17 protein-coding genes are annotated in these 15,342 nt (G+C 59.7%); 9 read left to right on the top strand and 8 right to left on the bottom strand.

What is annotated here, in order from left to right:
* Positions 1-30: 30 nt before the first annotated feature.
* Positions 31-1,176, bottom strand: coding sequence for a response regulator (locus H7C18_RS19935; protein ID WP_238357818.1), 1,146 nt, complete (start codon positions 1,174-1,176; stop codon positions 31-33).
* Positions 1,177-1,313: 137 nt separating this feature from the next.
* Here H7C18_RS19935 and H7C18_RS19940 point away from each other — a divergent pair, with 137 nt between their 5' ends.
* Positions 1,314-1,493, top strand: coding sequence for a hypothetical protein (locus H7C18_RS19940; protein WP_185130841.1), 180 nt, complete (start codon positions 1,314-1,316; stop codon positions 1,491-1,493).
* Positions 1,494-1,559: 66 nt separating this feature from the next.
* Here H7C18_RS19940 and H7C18_RS19945 read toward each other — a convergent pair whose 3' ends face one another.
* Entirely contained in the window at positions 1,560-2,015 is a 456-nt protein-coding gene (locus tag H7C18_RS19945) for a CBS domain-containing protein (protein WP_185130842.1), read from the bottom strand.
* Positions 2,016-2,216: 201 nt separating this feature from the next.
* Here H7C18_RS19945 and H7C18_RS19950 point away from each other — a divergent pair, with 201 nt between their 5' ends.
* From H7C18_RS19950 to H7C18_RS19960, 3 genes are all read left to right on the top strand, one after another.
* Complete coding sequence (locus H7C18_RS19950) at positions 2,217-2,651, top strand: MarR family winged helix-turn-helix transcriptional regulator (protein ID WP_185130843.1); 435 nt, start codon at positions 2,217-2,219, stop codon at positions 2,649-2,651.
* A gap of 124 nt (positions 2,652-2,775) precedes the next feature.
* Positions 2,776-3,312 carry a hypothetical protein gene (locus H7C18_RS19955; protein ID WP_185130844.1) on the top strand — a complete coding sequence of 179 codons (537 nt, stop codon included), beginning with the start codon at positions 2,776-2,778 and terminating at the stop codon, positions 3,310-3,312.
* A gap of 153 nt (positions 3,313-3,465) precedes the next feature.
* Positions 3,466-3,648, top strand: a complete 183-nt coding sequence (locus H7C18_RS19960) for a DUF2524 domain-containing protein (RefSeq protein ID WP_185130845.1) — start codon at positions 3,466-3,468, stop codon at positions 3,646-3,648.
* A gap of 200 nt (positions 3,649-3,848) precedes the next feature.
* Here H7C18_RS19960 and H7C18_RS19965 read toward each other — a convergent pair whose 3' ends face one another.
* Positions 3,849-4,601: a hypothetical protein gene (locus H7C18_RS19965; RefSeq protein WP_185130846.1), complete on the bottom strand. Its 753-nt coding sequence runs from the start codon at positions 4,599-4,601 to the stop codon at positions 3,849-3,851.
* A gap of 195 nt (positions 4,602-4,796) precedes the next feature.
* Here H7C18_RS19965 and H7C18_RS19970 point away from each other — a divergent pair, with 195 nt between their 5' ends.
* Positions 4,797-5,657, top strand: coding sequence for an AraC family transcriptional regulator (locus H7C18_RS19970; protein WP_185130847.1), 861 nt, complete (start codon positions 4,797-4,799; stop codon positions 5,655-5,657).
* A 65-nt stretch (positions 5,658-5,722) separates the two neighbouring features.
* Here the strand turns inward: H7C18_RS19970 and H7C18_RS19975 are convergent, their stop codons facing one another.
* From H7C18_RS19975 to H7C18_RS35800, 3 genes are read right to left on the bottom strand one after another with little or no spacing between them, the layout of a single operon-like run.
* Positions 5,723-6,517, bottom strand: coding sequence for a Nif3-like dinuclear metal center hexameric protein (locus H7C18_RS19975; RefSeq protein WP_185130848.1), 795 nt, complete (start codon positions 6,515-6,517; stop codon positions 5,723-5,725).
* A gap of 54 nt (positions 6,518-6,571) precedes the next feature.
* Positions 6,572-7,252: a response regulator gene (locus H7C18_RS19980; RefSeq protein WP_185130849.1), complete on the bottom strand. Its 681-nt coding sequence runs from the start codon at positions 7,250-7,252 to the stop codon at positions 6,572-6,574.
* Between the two features lie 2 nt (positions 7,253-7,254).
* Positions 7,255-8,418, bottom strand: a complete 1,164-nt coding sequence (locus H7C18_RS35800) for a histidine kinase (protein WP_185130850.1) — start codon at positions 8,416-8,418, stop codon at positions 7,255-7,257.
* Positions 8,419-8,637: 219 nt separating this feature from the next.
* Between H7C18_RS35800 and H7C18_RS19990 the strand changes: the two genes are divergently transcribed.
* Positions 8,638-9,177 (top strand): CcdC protein domain-containing protein, encoded by a 540-nt coding sequence (locus tag H7C18_RS19990; RefSeq protein WP_185130851.1) that lies wholly within the window; start codon positions 8,638-8,640, stop codon positions 9,175-9,177.
* A gap of 94 nt (positions 9,178-9,271) precedes the next feature.
* On the opposite strand, the gene H7C18_RS19995 is transcribed toward H7C18_RS19990, so the two are convergent.
* On the bottom strand, positions 9,272-10,720 hold the full coding sequence (locus H7C18_RS19995; RefSeq protein WP_185130898.1) for a SulP family inorganic anion transporter: 1,449 nt from the start codon (positions 10,718-10,720) through the stop codon (positions 9,272-9,274).
* A gap of 425 nt (positions 10,721-11,145) precedes the next feature.
* Positions 11,146-11,994, bottom strand: a complete 849-nt coding sequence (locus H7C18_RS35245) for an HNH endonuclease (RefSeq protein ID WP_238357819.1) — start codon at positions 11,992-11,994, stop codon at positions 11,146-11,148.
* A gap of 121 nt (positions 11,995-12,115) precedes the next feature.
* Here H7C18_RS35245 and H7C18_RS20005 point away from each other — a divergent pair, with 121 nt between their 5' ends.
* The 3 genes from H7C18_RS20005 to H7C18_RS20015 all read left to right on the top strand — a co-directional run bounded on the left by H7C18_RS20005 (position 12,116) and on the right by H7C18_RS20015 (position 14,927).
* Complete coding sequence (locus tag H7C18_RS20005; protein ID WP_185130852.1) at positions 12,116-12,940, top strand: MerR family transcriptional regulator; 825 nt, start codon at positions 12,116-12,118, stop codon at positions 12,938-12,940.
* A gap of 66 nt (positions 12,941-13,006) precedes the next feature.
* Complete coding sequence (locus H7C18_RS20010; RefSeq protein WP_185130853.1) at positions 13,007-13,771, top strand: SDR family oxidoreductase; 765 nt, start codon at positions 13,007-13,009, stop codon at positions 13,769-13,771.
* A gap of 79 nt (positions 13,772-13,850) precedes the next feature.
* Positions 13,851-14,927 (top strand): copper amine oxidase N-terminal domain-containing protein, encoded by a 1,077-nt coding sequence (locus H7C18_RS20015; RefSeq protein ID WP_185130854.1) that lies wholly within the window; start codon positions 13,851-13,853, stop codon positions 14,925-14,927.
* Positions 14,928-15,342 lie beyond the last annotated feature (415 nt).

Genomic DNA, 15,342 nt, shown 5'->3' on the forward strand with positions numbered 1-15,342 from the left:
GAAACTATACAAAAACTATACAGCTCACTCTTATATCTCCCGACCCCAGTTCGTATACCACTCGGTAATAGAAGAACCGGGCTTCTCGTTCAACTCCCAAAGCGCTTCCGACAACAAGCGGTATTGACGAATGACCGACGAGCGGTCGTTCGCGGCGGCATACAGCTTCATCAAGGCAAAATGAGCCTCTTCCTCCTGCGGATGGCGATTGCAGATTTCGAGATATTTCGCGATCGCCTTCTCGGGCCGGCCGCCGGCCAAGTAGCATTCCGCCATTTCCATGCCTGTTCGGATCCATAACTTGAGCAGACGCTGGCGCTCGCTTTCCGCCCATTCGTATTCGAATCCTCTCAAGTAATCGCCCGCGTGCAACGACATCAGCTTCTCATATTGATCGATCGTTTCGGCGGTCATCGGCGGTCCGTTCCTAATGCCGCGCTCCCACTCTTCCACATCCAACCGCACATCCTTCAGATGAAGGATGTAGCCTTCCGCCGCGCTTGCGATTTGAAAATGAGAACCAAACGGCTCCAATGTTTTTCGGATGTGATAAACCGCGGTATACAATTGCGAATACGCCTTGCGCGGTTCATATTCCGGCCAGATCAAGTCGGCCAGCGCCGGCTTGCGTACAAGCTGTCCCCGATGCTGCAGCAAATACAGGAACAGTTCCTGCACCCTGGCCGTTCGCCAACGAATCGGAGCAACCGCCGAATCCCCGGCCTCGATGGCTACTTGATGAAACAGTCGGACTTGGACGGGCTTTGCGGCTGCGGCTGCCGGCTCGCGCGACACAGGGACCCCCGCACGCTTCCGAAGACGCTGCACGGTTTTGAGCAGCCGATCCGATGGAACCGGCTTTAACAGGTAATCCACCGCATTCAATTCGAAAGCTTGAACCGCATATCCGGCGTAGGCGGTCACGAACACGACAAGAAGCCGCGGTTTGATCCGCAAAATCTGCTTCGTCCACTCCATTCCGTTCATTCCGGGCAGACGAATGTCCAAAAAAACGGCATCAATATCGTGATGAAGGACATACTCCTTAGCCTTCAGCGGATCCACGAACTTTCCCGCAACGGTGATGCCGGGTATTTGAACAAGATGGTGTTCCAGCGCGGTTAATGCCAAATATTCGTCGTCCAGCAAAATGACCTTCATCGCTCCCTGCGTCATGTCCCTCCTTCGCCCTGTAATTGAATTTGGACCCTATTCATCGTAGCCGACCAACCTCTACAATTTCTGAACAACTTTTGCGCATACTACCCTTCGGCGCGTCGCTTTCGCGTACAAGGGTGAGGGAGGGGTTTACGATGAACCATCGTGGGCGCAACCGTCAGGAAGTCTCCAAGGCCGAAGTCCAGTCGACCAAGCTGAACCGTATGCCTTCGGAGGAACAGGACACGGAATTCTCCGCCGAACAAGCGGCGGAAGCGTTCGAACAGTGCAGCTCCTCTTCCTGCGGCTGCAGTACCGAGCAATCCCAGCGTTAAGCGCCGTTCCACGCGGAAGAAGCCGAGCCCCGATGCGGGCCCGGCTTCTTCTTTATTTTCCTTATATTAGAGCAAGCTCTGAAAAGCGTGCCGGATGACGTTGCCCCGGCTGATGATGCCGACCAGCACGCCGTTTCGCTCCACCGGCAGCTTCTTGATCCGTTTTTTTCCGAGAATTGCCGCGATCTCGTCGACTTCTTCCTCCCAATCCACCTTCATCACTTTTTTCTGGGCGATCTCCATGACGTTCAAGCCGAGCAGCTTCCGCGCCCGATCCTCGAACTCCTCGTTATCCCCTTTGATAATCGTCGAGAAGTAGAAGAAGTCGAGAACCTGGTCTTGATGCTTCCCGATATATCTCATAATATCCCCGTCGCTGATGTAGCCGACGATCTCGTTCCGGTCGTTGACGACCGGAAGACCGCTGATGCCGTGCTCGATGAACTTCTCGATGACGGAGCGGACGGTATCTTCCTCTTTAACTTTGTAAACGCGGCAGATCATGATGTCGCAAGCTTTCATCAAGGACTCCCCCTTAAACTAGCTGCATCATGAAACAATATTTTAATTGTATTATACAACCGGAGTGTGAGAAGTCAATAAGCAACTGCAGGAAATGACGGAAATCCGCCAAAAATGCACGAATGCGCCATGGATTCCTTTTTGAAAAAAAAGGGGTGTAGTGATACCATATGGGCAACAGCGCAACGAGGTGATGAACGCATGGAAGATCGTTCGCTCGAATTGATCGAACAAGAGATGACCTTGTTGGCGCGTCGCATAACCGCGATCGCGTCGGACAAAAGATTCGGCACCCTCGACCGTTCCGCCTACCTTCTGCTGAATCATATTTCCTTTCTTGGACCGTCCGGCGTGAAGGCGCTCGCCGAGGAGCTTCGCCTCGACATCTCCACCGTCAGCCGGCAGACGGCCGCGCTGGAGCAGAAAGGCTTCGTGATCCGCATACCCGACCCGAGGGACGGAAGGGCCTTTACCTTTCAGCTGTCGGAGACGGGAACGGCGGCGCTGAACGAGGACAGGCAGGCGAGACTCGCGCAGCTCCGGGCGCTGCTGGAAGAATGGAGCGAGGAAGAGCGGAGCAGCTTCGGCAAGCTGCTGAACAAGTTTAACCACACATTCAGCAAAGAGGAGGGATGACGGATCCGGCCAGGACCGACCCCGACCTAAGTCGGGCTGCCGACTTCCCCAGAGCAGGAGGCTAATCTTTCTCCTTTCGTGATAAAGTTAAGACAATGAGTCTTATAACGAAGGAGTGAACAAGATGAGTGTCAACCGGAACGCCCTAACCGGCGTCCTCCTGATCGCGCTTGCCGGCTTGATTGCCCTCAAGCTGCACGGGTCGTGGTCGGCCGGCTCGATCTTCGAGTATTTCTGGCCCACGATTTTCGTGATCCCGGTCGGCGTCTTTTTCCACTGGCTGTATTTCTTCCTGAACCAGCGCGGCGTCGGACTGCTCGTGCCGGGCGGCGTTATCCTGACCGTCGGCCTCGTATGCCAGGTCGCCACCCTGTTCGACAGCTGGGACATCATGTGGCCGGGCTTCATTTTCGCGCCCGCGGCCGGCTTGCTGGAGCTGTATCTGTTCGGAAACCGCAATCGCTGGCTGCTCATTCCGATCAACATCCTGACGGTGCTGTCGGTTCTGTTCTTCGCCGTCTTCGCGGTCGGAGCCCTGCTTGGCCACTTGTCCGGCCTGAAGCCGCTTCTCGTGCTCGGCATGGTCGTGATCGGCTTCTGCATGCTGTTCATGAGAAAGAAGGACAACGCCTTCTCGTCTCAAAGGGAGCCTTGGGAGTAAGCCGTACAGGCCGCCCTCGCTTCGCGCCGAAGCCCGCCTTCCCTTACGGAAGACGGGCTTCTTCATGTTCACAGTGCTTGCGCCGCGGAATAAATCCCGGCCGCATCCTTCATAATAACGGGGATCAACTTCGAAGAAGGAGCGATGCGGCTTATGCCAGATAACTTGGAAAGTTCGTACGACTGCTCCAATGCGGGAGAAGACTTGCACCAACTGAAGCAAGAGCTGGCTTCGCTACGCGGACGGGGCTCGGAAAGCCCGGAAGACCAAGAGGCGATCAACCGGCTTGAGAACCAGATCTCGTTCATTCTGAACAAGTGCGACATTAACCGCTAAGATAACCCCGCAAAGCGGGGCTTTTCTTCGAAGCGGACTCAGGTACTTTGCGGGGCAGAGACCCCGTTAGCCGATTTTTTCGGCTATCGGCATCCGTTCGGCCTGCCCCGACGTCCCGCTAGCCGATTTTTTCGGCTGTCGGCATCCGTTCGGCCCGCCATGGGACTGCAATAGCCACTTGGGGAGCTTTTATACTTTTTTTATTTTTTAAATAACCGGACGGCCTCCGCAAGCTGCCGTTCCATGGCTTCCCGGGCGGATGCGAACTGCCGGTAACGGTGCCCGTTCGCTCCCGAAGGGTGCGGGAATCCCCACAGGCACAGGCGTCCGTCCAAGGTTCCCTCCCGTTCGAGCAGGCGAAGGACCTTCTCCACGGTTTTGCCGAGCGGAACGATCAGGGACCGCTGCAAAAGGCCAAACTCCTGCTTCATATCGGTCACGGCCCGGTCCAGCAAAAACGGCGTCGTCAGCAAGCTCGGGCTCGATCCGGTATAATTCTGCCGTTTCCGGAACGCCGGATAACGCAGAACCGAGGTCGAGTGCAGCAGTGGCCGATGCTCCCCGAACAGCTCCCGGCTGGACCGGATCCCCAGCAGTCCGGGAAGTCCCAGCTCGTCCAGCATGGCCGTCAGATCGGACCGCATGCTGCCCGCGAAGCTCGCCTCCTCTTTCGCTCGCCGGCACGCCTCCTCGTCCGTTGATCCCTCGAGCAGCGCCAAGCGCGCCTCCCGAATCGAGATCCTCATCTGCGCCAAGCCCGGCGTGATGCCGACGATCGCGATCTGCGCTTCCGGGTTGAGATATTCGTTATGGGGAGCGTAATACGTCTCCAGTTCCCCTTGCCGCGCCATCCGGAATTCATCCGTCAGCAGCTCCTCGCGTGTCCAGGAACGGCCCCCGGGAAGGGTAAGAATCGCCTCTCTATACGTTTGCAGATGACGGGATATCAGCATGCATCGTTCCCTCCCGAAGCCTCTTCTCGTCTCATTCTGTCATAAGGTCTCCCGTTTTGCCAATTCGCTTGCCAGGCAAGGAGGTCTCCTTTATGCTGGCCTTAGATCCTGTCCGTATGCTGTCCGCGAAAAGCACGGAAGATCAGGACAGCCCGATCCTGAGGAGATAGGATGGAAACCGAGGAGGAGTTGCGCTTGGAATGGCTGAACCGGATGAAGAACGCGCTTGACCTGATCGAGGAGCGAATGGAAGAACGGTTGGATCTGGACGAGATCGCGAAAGCGGCCTACTCGTCTCCGTTCCACTTCCAGCGGATGTTCCATATGCTGACCGGAATGACCGTCGCCGATTACGTGCGCAAGCGCAAGCTGACGCTGGCGGCCCAAGAATTGGCCGCGTCATCGGCCAAAGTGTTGGACGTCGCGCTGAAATACGGTTACGACTCGCCGGAAGCGTTCGCCAAGGCGTTCCGCAGAATTCACGGCATCTCCCCGTCCGAAGCGCGGAATCCGGGCGTCGGCCTCAAAGCGTTCCCGAGACTCATCTTCCACCTATCGCTGAAGGGAGACCAGGAAATGAATTATCGGATTGAGGAAAAAGAAGCTTTTGCGATTGTCGGAAAAGCCCTGCGGACGACTTGCGAGAACGGAGAACAAATGCGGCGCATCCCTCTGTTCTGGGAGGAATGCCATCGCGACGGCACGACGGATCGTCTGGCCTCCGTCACGACCGACGGCCTCTTGCTCGGAGCCGTCCTTGACATGCAGGCGGGGCAAGACGAAATGACCTACATGGTCGCGGCCCGGAGCGACCTCCCGGAGCCCGGGGAAGGGTACAGCCGGCGCACGATTCCCGCCCTCACTTGGGCGATCTTCCCCTCGTCGGGACCGCTTCCCGGATCGATCCAGGGCGTCTTTCAACGGATCTACCAGGAATGGTTCCCCTCCTCCGGCTACGAGCATGCAGGAGGCCCCGAGATCGAGGCTTACCCGCGCGGCGATACGACGGCGGAAGACTACCGCTGCGAAGTGTGGGTTCCAATCGTGAAAAAATAATCGAAAAGCCGGCAGCCGGAGCGCATAAAGGCGCGTGGGCTGCCGGCTTTGGGCCTGTAGAGCAGCTATAGAACCAGCGACAGAGGATCGCCCGATGCCAGGTGGACGATCCGGACGCCCGGCAGCAGCGGCTGCAGCCATTCGACCAGGTAGCGCATGCCGTCGTCCTCGCTCGCGAAATGGCCGAGCACGACAAGCCCCCGCGGCCTCCCGGCCGCCGAGGCGTCGCGGGCGTATTCGCACGTCTGCCATTCGGCCGTCTCTCCGCAGACGACGACATCGACGTCGTCGCGCCGCAGCGCCTGAACCTGCCTCTCCCCGCCGGGAGCGCCGAGCAGCATGGCGACCTCCCGGCAGGTCATGTCCGGGTTGCCTGCGATGCGCACGTACGGCAGCGACAGCTTGCTTTTGAGCTCTTGGGCCAGGCTCCGCAGCGTAGTCGGCGGAACGACGGCCATTCCTTCGCGGGACGGATCCAGGTAGCTCTCCCAGCCGAGCTTCCGCGCGACGCCGGTCCGAATGCCGTCCGGCCGGTGCGCATGCCAGTAGTCATGGAATCTCCATACCGTAAGGCCGAGCTCCTCCAGCCTCCGGAGCTTCGCTTCCCGAACCGGGTCTCCGCCCCAATCCTCCATGCGGTCGTAATGGTCGTAGAACGTCGGCTCGTGCGTGACGATGAGGTTCGCGCCCGATTCCTTCGCCTTCTCCATCACGTCGAACGTGACCGTAAAAGCCGTAGCGATTCCCGTCAGCGGAAGGGCCGGATTTCCGACTTTGACGGTGTCGACGGAATCCGCCCGGGGAGCCCCCGGAATACGGGCGACGATCGCGTCGATCGCCTCCTGGATGGTAACGCTCATCGTGCTTCTCCTCCTATTTTCATCATGAGATGCGTTTTCCCGTACTCGCCTGCTTTACCGGACCATTCCGCTGCGCAGAGCCGCCACCACGGCCTGCGTGCGATCCTCGCATCCGAACTTCTGAAGGATCCGATGGACGTGCGACTTGACCGTTCCTTCCGTAATGACCAGCTTCCGGGCAATCTCGTCGTTGCGCAGCCCATAGGACATCTCCTGCAAAATCTCTTTCTCCCGTTCCGTCAGCGGCTCGAGCAGAATCCCGGAACCGTCCGGGCCTGCTTCCCTGCGGGAATTCCCGAAGGTTTGGGCCACGCGGGACAAAGCCTGGGCCGCCCGTCCGGTCTTGAAGACGGCCTCGCCGCGGGAGGCGGCCCGGATCGCCGCCAGCATCGATTCCGCCTCTTCGTCCTTCAGCAGATAGCCGACCGCGCCGGAGCGGATTCCCTGGTAAATGTACTCCTGATCGTCGAAAGTGGTCAAGATGACGATCTTCGTCTCGGGGAGGCGGCGCACGATCTCGGCCGTCGCCTCGATCCCGGACATCCGCGGCATCCGAACGTCCATCAGAATGACGTCCGGCTTCACCTTCCCGGCGATCTCCACCGCCTCCTGCCCGTCCGACGCCTCCCCCGCGAGCCGCATATCGTTCTGAAGCCCGATAATGTAGCCGAACCCCTGCCGAATCATCTTCTGATCGTCCGCCAGCAGCACCTGAATGATTTTTTCGGCCGGCATGCTTATTCCTCCTCCCGCGCTTCAGGCTCCGGCAATTCCGCGACAATCATAAGCCCGTGGGGAGACTGCGCCGTTACATGCAGACTGCCGCCCGTCTCCTCCAGCCTTCTGCGCATCATGCGCAGACCGAATCCTTCCTCGAACGGCTGTCCCGGTTCCGCGATCCCGTTGTCTCGAATGCTCAGCCGCAGCCCCCCTCGCTTCTCCGACAGCCGCACCTCCACCCGCGTGGCGCGAGAGTGGCGAATGACGTTCGTCACCGCTTCCTGAAGCACCCGGTACAGCGTCTCGAAAGCCGCTGTGTCCAGATCCTCGTCCGTCAGATCCGTCTCGAACGAGCATTCGATGGAGGCGGATGCATCGGCCCGGGCGAGCAGCGCCCGCAGCGCGGCGATGCCGGGAAGCGACGGGTCTCCGGCCATGGCGTGAACGGAGTTGCGAATGTCCTGAAGCCCCTGCCGGGCGACGGTCAGCATCTCGTCCAGCGCCTGAACCGAGCCTTCCGGATCCTGCTTGACCCGGTAGCGCAGCGCCTGCATCTGCACGATCAGCGAAGTCAGGCTGTGTCCGACGGAGTCATGGATCTCTCCGGCGATCCGCGTCCGCTCTTCCAGCACCGCGTTGCGCATGACTTGAGCCGACGCGTCCTGAAGCCGGACATAAGCGTCCTGGAGCTCGGCCAGATGGCGCTGGTCGGCCTCGAAGATCTTGTTGCGCTGAATGCGGCTTTGCACGAAAAAATAGAAAAGCACCGACATCAGAACAAAAGACAAGATATTGATGACGTCGTCCTTGCCGTATCGGATATACAGGATCGCCGCGAGAAACAATACCGAGATCAGCGGAATCGGAGATCGCGTGATCGAGAGCCTGACCGACAGGGACACCATCCAGACGGCGAACAGATAAATCATGGCCGGCTCTTGAAAGAGAATCAAGTCGGCCGCCGTCTCTGCGGCCAGAATGCCGGTACCGGCGAGCAGCCGCGGCAGCGTCCACCACCCCTTAGGCAAGAGCGGCAAGAAAGCATAAGACAGTCCGATAGCGAGATGGAGCCAAACCTGCCCCGGAGGTCCTTCGAACATTTTGCTGACATTCATAAGGAGCAGAATCACGACCGCGCTGATCAGCGATCTCCGGTGAACCTGGAACATTGCCCGCTGCACGGCGATCGCCCCCTCTAATAGGATCAGGAAATTCCCGGTTCCTCTCCTGCCGTCGGCCTTATCATAAGGGAATTTCGGCAGCGCGCCAAGCGGAAACGGCATGTTTCTATCTGCAGATAGAGCCGGGCGATGCCAAACTTCTACCTGCAGTCGGTCGTGCCTCCCGCTCATTTCGCGTAGGATAATAGCAGATCGAAACACCGGAAGGAGTTATCAACCATGCATTTCAGCGTTCAACTTGTTCTCATTGTTTGTCTCGTCGCGTTCGCCGTTTACCGCCGGGTGAGGCGCACCGTCGGCTGGCAGACGCTTCGTCCGAAGAGCATGACCGTCCGCTCCGTCATCCTCTGCGTCCTCGGCGTGCTGTTCCTGGTGCTCGGCGGGCTGCATCCGGTCAGCCTCGTTTCCGACATTATCGGCATCGTGCTTGGTATCGTACTCGCTTACGTCGGCGCAAGCTTGACCCGGTTCGAGCAGCGCGGAGGCAAGCTGCAGTATCTGCCGAATCCTTGGCTGGGGACGATCGTAACCGTTCTGTTTCTCGGCCGGCTGGCCTACCGGATGTATTGGATGTTCTCGCGGAGCGGACAAGACGCGATGCAGAACGTCTCGGGCGCCGGAGCGAACCCTTTCACCGGCATGGGCGGCAGCTCCTGGGCAGCCGGGCTCATGATGATCATGTTCGCCTATTATGTTGCCTATGCGGTCCTGTTGTTACGCGGGAGCAGCAACCATCGGTCTTCGATTCGCATCGGGTGAGGATCGGGAAGTACGGACTCTCCGCAAGACGAGAAGAAGCGCTAGGGCCGCAAGCGGCCCTAGCGCTTCTTCTTAATGCGAATGGTCCTGCCGATCAATGGCCGGACGGGGCGGAAAGCCCCGATTGGTCGATCAGCCGCTGGCTGTCGTGGTTCAGCCCGGCCACGATCACTTGCTTGCCGAGCTGCTCGTACTTCGCCTTCGCTTTCGCGATCGCCGTCACGGCCGAATGATCCCAGACGTGGGAGGCGCTGAAGTCGATCGTCACGGTGTCGGGATCGTTCCGGTAATCGAACAGCTCGACGAAGTGGGACATCGTGCCGAAGAACAGCTGCCCGGTAATCCGGTAAATCTTCATCCCGCCGCTCGTTTCCGCGTGAGCCTGAATGCGGGCCGAACGCCAGGCGAATACCAGCGCGCTGAGAATGACGCCGGAGACGACGCCGATCGCCAGGTCCGAGGTCGCCACGACGATCGCTACCGTGACAATCATGACGAGTGCATCGCTGCGCGGAATTTTGGCCAGCGTCCGCAGCGAGCTCCAATCGAACGTCCCGATCGATACCATGAACATGACGCCGACCAGTGCCGCCATCGGAATCTGCTTCACGACGCCCCCGAGCACGAGGATCAGGAACATCAGGAACACGCCGGCTATGAACGTCGACAGCCGCGAGCGGCCTCCCGACTTCATGTTCACCATCGTCTGTCCGATCATCGCGCAGCCGGCCATGCCGCCGAAGAAGCCGGCCACGACGTTGGCGATGCCCTGCCCTTTCACTTCCCGGTTCTTGTCGCTCTTCGTCTCGGTGATCTCGTCGACGAGCGTGGCGGTCATGAGCGATTCGGTCATGCCGACCACGGCAAGCGCGAGCGAGTACGGCAGCACGATCCAGAGCGTATGCAGCGACCAATCGATGTCCGGAAGATGGAACGAAGGCATGTCCTGCGTCAGCTTGCCCATATCGCCGACCGTCCGCAGATCCAGGTTCAGGGAGATCGCGAGAACCGTCATGACGATAATGGCCACGAGCGCGGAGGGAACCGCCTTGGTTAGCCGCGGGAACAGGTAAATGATCGCCAGCGTTCCGGCCACCATCGCGTACATCTGCCAGTTGGCGCCTTTGAAATTCGTTAATTGCGCCATAAAAATAATAATGGCCAAAGCGTTGACGAAGCCGGTGATGACGGAATGCGGAATAAACGTAATGAATCGTCCGAACTTGAGCAGGCCGAGCAGGTATTGGATGATGCCCGTCAGGATGGACACGGCGAACAAGTACTCGATGCCGTACTTCGTGATGATCGGCCCCATCAGCGAAGCCATCGCGCCTGTCGCCGCCGAGATCATGCCCATTCTTCCGCCGACGATCGAGATGGTGACGGCGATGCAGAACGACGCGTACAAGCCGACCATCGGGTCGACGCCCGCCAGAATCGAGAACGCGATCGCCTCCGGAATCAAGGCGAAAGCGACCGTCATCCCCGACAGGATATCGGCTCGCAAGTTGAACAGCCAACTGTTTTTCAATTTTTGGTACAGCAAAAAAAGCTCCACTCCTTTAATTGTATTTTCCGCTCGCAATGCAGGTTGTTGGTACGGGATGTTGCGAATGACTCTCCACTCTCAGGAAAGCCGGGGCCGATGTTCAATGGAATTTATTATAGCGCAACCGGTTCGGCTTCTCTACTCCTATTTCTTCCAGTCGGGGACGTTCCGGAGGGAATGGCAGTGGGAGAGAGATTAATGTTTTGAGAAAACGGAAAAGGTGATGGGCGGAAAAAAGCGGAACGTAAAAATTTTTGAGGCGCAGCTCCAGTGGAGTCGGCTAAAGTGAACAATGGGGTTGTGTTCTTTGGACGCACCGCCAGCTTAGTCGGATTAAGTGAGTAACGTGGTTACTCTCTTTGGGAAAGCGCCGACGTCAAGGTGCTAAAAAGAGGTTCCGCGCTTGGCGGAACCTCTCGTTAATCCACTGCGTTGATGAACTCCTCCAGGTCGCGGTCCGCCTTGGACTGGTTGCACTCGTTGCAGGCGCAGACGCAGTTATCCGGCGTCGTGTGGCCGCCTTTGGCCCGGGGAAGCACATGGTCGATCGTATCTCCGTAACCCCCGCAGAAGCGGCACGTATACTGATCCCGCGTCAAAATCAGCTTGCGGAACTCCTTATTGCTGTAGAGGCGCCGGATCGTATGCCGGTTCACGACGACGGCTGCGTGCTCGCGGACCAGCGTCGTCGCCAAGTCGAGGTCGATCTCCTGGTACCAGCGGCGGCCGTTGTCGGTTTTGCCGCGCATGCGGATAAAGCCCTGACGCGTCGGACGCAGGCTCGAAGCGTCCGGCGGGCCGATCTTGTGCGGCTTGATCGGCGCCGGCTCCGCCGCGGCCAGCGGCGAGGGCAGCTTCGCTCCCTGGCCGCCGCGCCGCTTGCGCCTGCGGCGCTTTTTGCGGCCCGGCGCGTCCGGCGCCGCCGCTTGCGAGACGGGCGCTGCCGCCTGCGTCGCGGGCGGCTCGCCCGCAGGCGCCTTCGGCTCGAGCGCCGCCGGCTCGGCCGCCTGCGCCGGCGCCGGTTCCGCCGCGCGAGCCGCCGCCTGTTGCCGGCAGTTGCGGCACGTGCCGCGGCGCTTGCGGCTGCCCGCCCTCAGTCCGCTTCGGCGCCGAAATTCCGACAGCGGCTTCCGTTCTCCGCACTGCGCGCATATTTTCGTATCCGCTTGCTCGCGCGTCTCCGTATCTTGTTCATTCCGTTGCGTATGAGAATTCATCATCTTCCGATTCAGGACGAGCAGCCCCGTTCCTCCCGTCACCCCGTTCAATTATGCCTTTAAAACGAGTATACCATAACCGGAGCGCCAGGCGGATGACGGACCGCTTCCGAGCGAGTAAAATCAGGTTGGGCCCGTATTCATTCCGAGGCCGGGAAAAGGAGGCCTTGCAATGATGACCATCGGGGATTTCTCCCGATTAAGCGGCTTATCCGTCAAAACGCTTCGCTACTACGATGAACGGGGTTTGTTCAAACCCGCTTCCATAGACGAACAAAGCGGATATCGATACTATGCGGCGGAACAGCTTCTCAGCGTGAAAAGAATCGCCGCGTTGAAAGATCAAGGATTCACTCTGGAGCAGATTAAGGCCCTGCTTGCCGAGAGCGCTCGCCCCGAACAAGTAAAGATCAGCCTGTCCGGCAAACGCTCGGAGCTGCTTCGAACCATCCGGGAGGCGCGCAAGCAGCTTCAAGGAATCGAATCCCGCTTGTCCCGATTGGAGGACGATGAAGCGGAGACGGGAGACGCCTGGGCGGAGCCGGTCGTTCGCTCCGTACCGCCGCGGCTTGCCGCCGTCATTCGCGCCAGGCTCCCTCGCTCGCAGAGATGCCTGCTGCTGGACGAAGTACTGCAATACGCCGCTTCGCACGGCGAGAGCGACGGGCGTTCGCTCTCCCTTCTGTGGCGCGACGACGGCCGTTCCGAGACGGAACCGGCCGAGCTTGCCGTGGCGCTGCCGCTGACGAGGGAGATTCCCGGAAGCGACCGGGTCCGGATCGAGACGCTTCCCGGACTTGAAGCCGCCGTCTCGCTGACGCACTTTTGCGATCCTTACGCCCACTCCTGCCAAGCTTTCCCCGATCTGCGGGCTTGGATCCGGGCACGCGGCTGGACGCCGTCCGAGCGGGAGCCTTTTCGCGAGACCTACCTGACTCCGGACCAAGAGATGTACGGAATGCGGCGGCGGGCCGAACTCGTCGTTCCGCTCGAATAACCGCTTGACTCTCCCCTTTACTGGAGGGTGTAGCTTCAAGCTATACCGACGGAAAGGGTGAGTACGATGGGAAAATTAGAGGGAAAAATCGCGCTGGTGACCGGAGCCAGCCGGGGAATCGGGAGAGGAATTGCGCTGCGGCTGGCGGAAGACGGTGCTATGGTGATCGTTCATTACGGCAGCCGGCCCGACGCTGCGGCCGAAGTCGTTCGTGCCATCGGGCAACGCGGCGGAAGAGCGGTCGCTGTCGGCGCTTCGCTCGGCAACATGGCGGGAGTGGAGCGCCTCTCGCAATCGGCGGAAGAGGCACTCGGTTCCCTCTCTGCGGACCGGAAGCTGGACATTCTGGTGAACAACGCGGGAATCGGCACGTCCAGCACGTTCGAAGAGACGACCGAGGAGCAGCTCGACGAGCTGCTGGCGGTGAACGTCAAGGCGCCGTTTTTCCTCGTTCAAAAAATGCTGCCGCTGCTTCGAGACGGAGGGCGCCTCGTCAACATCTCCTCCGGCGTCACCCGGATCGCTTATCCGCACATCATGGCGTATAACGTGACCAAGGGAGCGCTCAACACGTTCACGCTGCATCTCGCACAGCTGCTCGGACCGCGCGGCATCACCGTCAACGCCGTCCTCCCCGGCATCGTCGACACGGACGTCAACGCCTCCTGGCTGCACACGCCGGAAGGCCGGGAGCACGCGGAGAGCATGTCCGCGCTCGGCCGAGTCGGCGAGCCCGCCGACATCGCGGACGTCGTCGCCTTCCTCGCCTCGCCGGACGGCCGCTGGGTCACCGGACAGATGATCGACGCGACCGGCGGTTCTCATTTGTAAGAAAAGCTGGAACTTTTTCGCTCCGTCCGCGTCTATATGGCAGCTTAACCTAACGATCGCTGCGAAGGGCGTGGCAAAGATGAAGAAGCGGGTGGCGGTCGGCGTAATGACCGGCATGCTGGCGATGGGTTCGATCGGATTGGCGGGAGCCCATGCGCAGGGTTCCCTGCAGCTTACCGTGCTGGGGACGCCGGTTCAAGGCGATTCCGCGCCGATCGTGGTGTCGGGTCGGGTGCTCGTTCCGATCCGCGTCGTGACCGAGAAGCTCGGAGGAACGGTGAACTGGGATGCGGCGAAGGGAACCGTGACGGCGAGCAAGTGGTCGGACAGCGTAAAACTGACGGTCGGGCAGAAAAAGGCGGTGCTCGTTCGCAACGGCCAAAAGCCGGCAACGGTCTCGCTGGACGCTCCGGCCAGGCTGGTGCGCGACCGAGTCTATATCCCGCTGCGATTCGTCTCGGAGACGTTCGGCTACGGGGTCGACTGGGACGGCGCGACCGCCAGCGTCCGCTCCCCGTTCAGCGTCAACGTACAGAACGTTCTCGCTTCCGGTTCTTTGGACAAAGCGCGGCAGCTGATGCTGAATCTGGGCCAGCTTCGTTATAAACACGAACCGTTGGCCGTCCGCCACGACAGCGAGTATTGGGGCGAGACTTTTCTGTTCCCGGAGGGAGAGGCGCTGCGCTATTATTCGATCACCGGAGATACCGCGACGCGAATCGAGATCACGGACGGTATGGCGGTAGCGGTGTGGCAGGCCCATGTCAAGGAGGACGACGCCGTGGCGCAGTTTCTCAAAGGCCAATGGACGGACGCAAGAGGCGATAACCCGCCAATCTCAAAAGTCTACTATTCCTATGCAGCCGGCGGTTGGGGAGACAGCCATGAAGAAACGGTCAGCCGCATCGATCTTCAGGGCAATTCGACGGTGCTCGGCTATAAGCGCGAAGTCGGAGGCGACATCACGAATCAGGAAGGAACGATCGCGTACGCCCTTCCCGACGAGACGCGAAAGGAAGTCGTCTCCTTCACGCCAGCGCCAGCAGCAGCAACCGCATCGGCGGCTGTCCAGCCCGGCGTGTCGATCGATTTCCCTTCGGGCGAAGACGCGGACGAGCAGGCGGCCCCCGACCTGGCCACCCCTTCCCCAAAGTGACGCGATGCTCCGAAGCCAAGTCCGGTTGCTTTTGGGGGAGCCCCCGATGAAAAGCGCGCAAGCGATCGCCTCCAAGGGCAAGGCGGCCCTGCTCGCGACTCTGTTGAACGGGATGGACGCGTTCGATTTTCTCGTCGGTCATTAGGTGTGGAGCACCCGGCACCCGAAGGTGACGCTTGTCTGCCAGAACAAGCTGAGCGGCGGCGGCGATACGAAAGCCTGCAAATCTGCATCTTTTGAGGCTAGGCGCATGACGGCTGCATAGAATTCCTGCAAATCTGCATCTTTTTTGCCTTTGCAGCAAAGGAACGGGCCGCTTGCAGGGGAAATTCCTGCACTTTTGCAGGAATTTCCTCTCGAAACGGCTATCCAGCGAAAAAACCTGCAGATTTGCAGGTTTTTGTGCGTGTATGGG

Origin of the sequence: Cohnella zeiphila (assembly GCF_014212055.1) — a bacterium.
In the GTDB taxonomy this organism is placed as follows: domain Bacteria; phylum Bacillota; class Bacilli; order Paenibacillales; family Paenibacillaceae; genus Cohnella; species Cohnella zeiphila.

Excerpts from the sequence above, each read along its gene's own strand:
- H7C18_RS19935 (WP_238357818.1), bottom strand. The coding sequence starts at position 1,176 with ATGACGCAGGGAGCGATGAAGGTCATTTTGCTGGACGACGAATATTTG.
- H7C18_RS19940 (WP_185130841.1), top strand. The coding sequence starts at position 1,314 with ATGAACCATCGTGGGCGCAACCGTCAGGAAGTCTCCAAGGCCGAAGTC.
- H7C18_RS19945 (WP_185130842.1), bottom strand. The coding sequence starts at position 2,015 with ATGAAAGCTTGCGACATCATGATCTGCCGCGTTTACAAAGTTAAAGAG.
- H7C18_RS19950 (WP_185130843.1), top strand. The coding sequence starts at position 2,217 with ATGGAAGATCGTTCGCTCGAATTGATCGAACAAGAGATGACCTTGTTG.
- H7C18_RS19955 (WP_185130844.1), top strand. The coding sequence starts at position 2,776 with ATGAGTGTCAACCGGAACGCCCTAACCGGCGTCCTCCTGATCGCGCTT.
- H7C18_RS19960 (WP_185130845.1), top strand. The coding sequence starts at position 3,466 with ATGCCAGATAACTTGGAAAGTTCGTACGACTGCTCCAATGCGGGAGAA.
- H7C18_RS19965 (WP_185130846.1), bottom strand. The coding sequence starts at position 4,601 with ATGCTGATATCCCGTCATCTGCAAACGTATAGAGAGGCGATTCTTACC.
- H7C18_RS19975 (WP_185130848.1), bottom strand. The coding sequence starts at position 6,517 with ATGAGCGTTACCATCCAGGAGGCGATCGACGCGATCGTCGCCCGTATT.
- H7C18_RS19980 (WP_185130849.1), bottom strand. The coding sequence starts at position 7,252 with ATGCCGGCCGAAAAAATCATTCAGGTGCTGCTGGCGGACGATCAGAAG.
- H7C18_RS19990 (WP_185130851.1), top strand. The coding sequence starts at position 8,638 with ATGCATTTCAGCGTTCAACTTGTTCTCATTGTTTGTCTCGTCGCGTTC.
- H7C18_RS20005 (WP_185130852.1), top strand. The coding sequence starts at position 12,116 with ATGATGACCATCGGGGATTTCTCCCGATTAAGCGGCTTATCCGTCAAA.
- H7C18_RS20010 (WP_185130853.1), top strand. The coding sequence starts at position 13,007 with ATGGGAAAATTAGAGGGAAAAATCGCGCTGGTGACCGGAGCCAGCCGG.
- H7C18_RS20015 (WP_185130854.1), top strand. The coding sequence starts at position 13,851 with ATGAAGAAGCGGGTGGCGGTCGGCGTAATGACCGGCATGCTGGCGATG.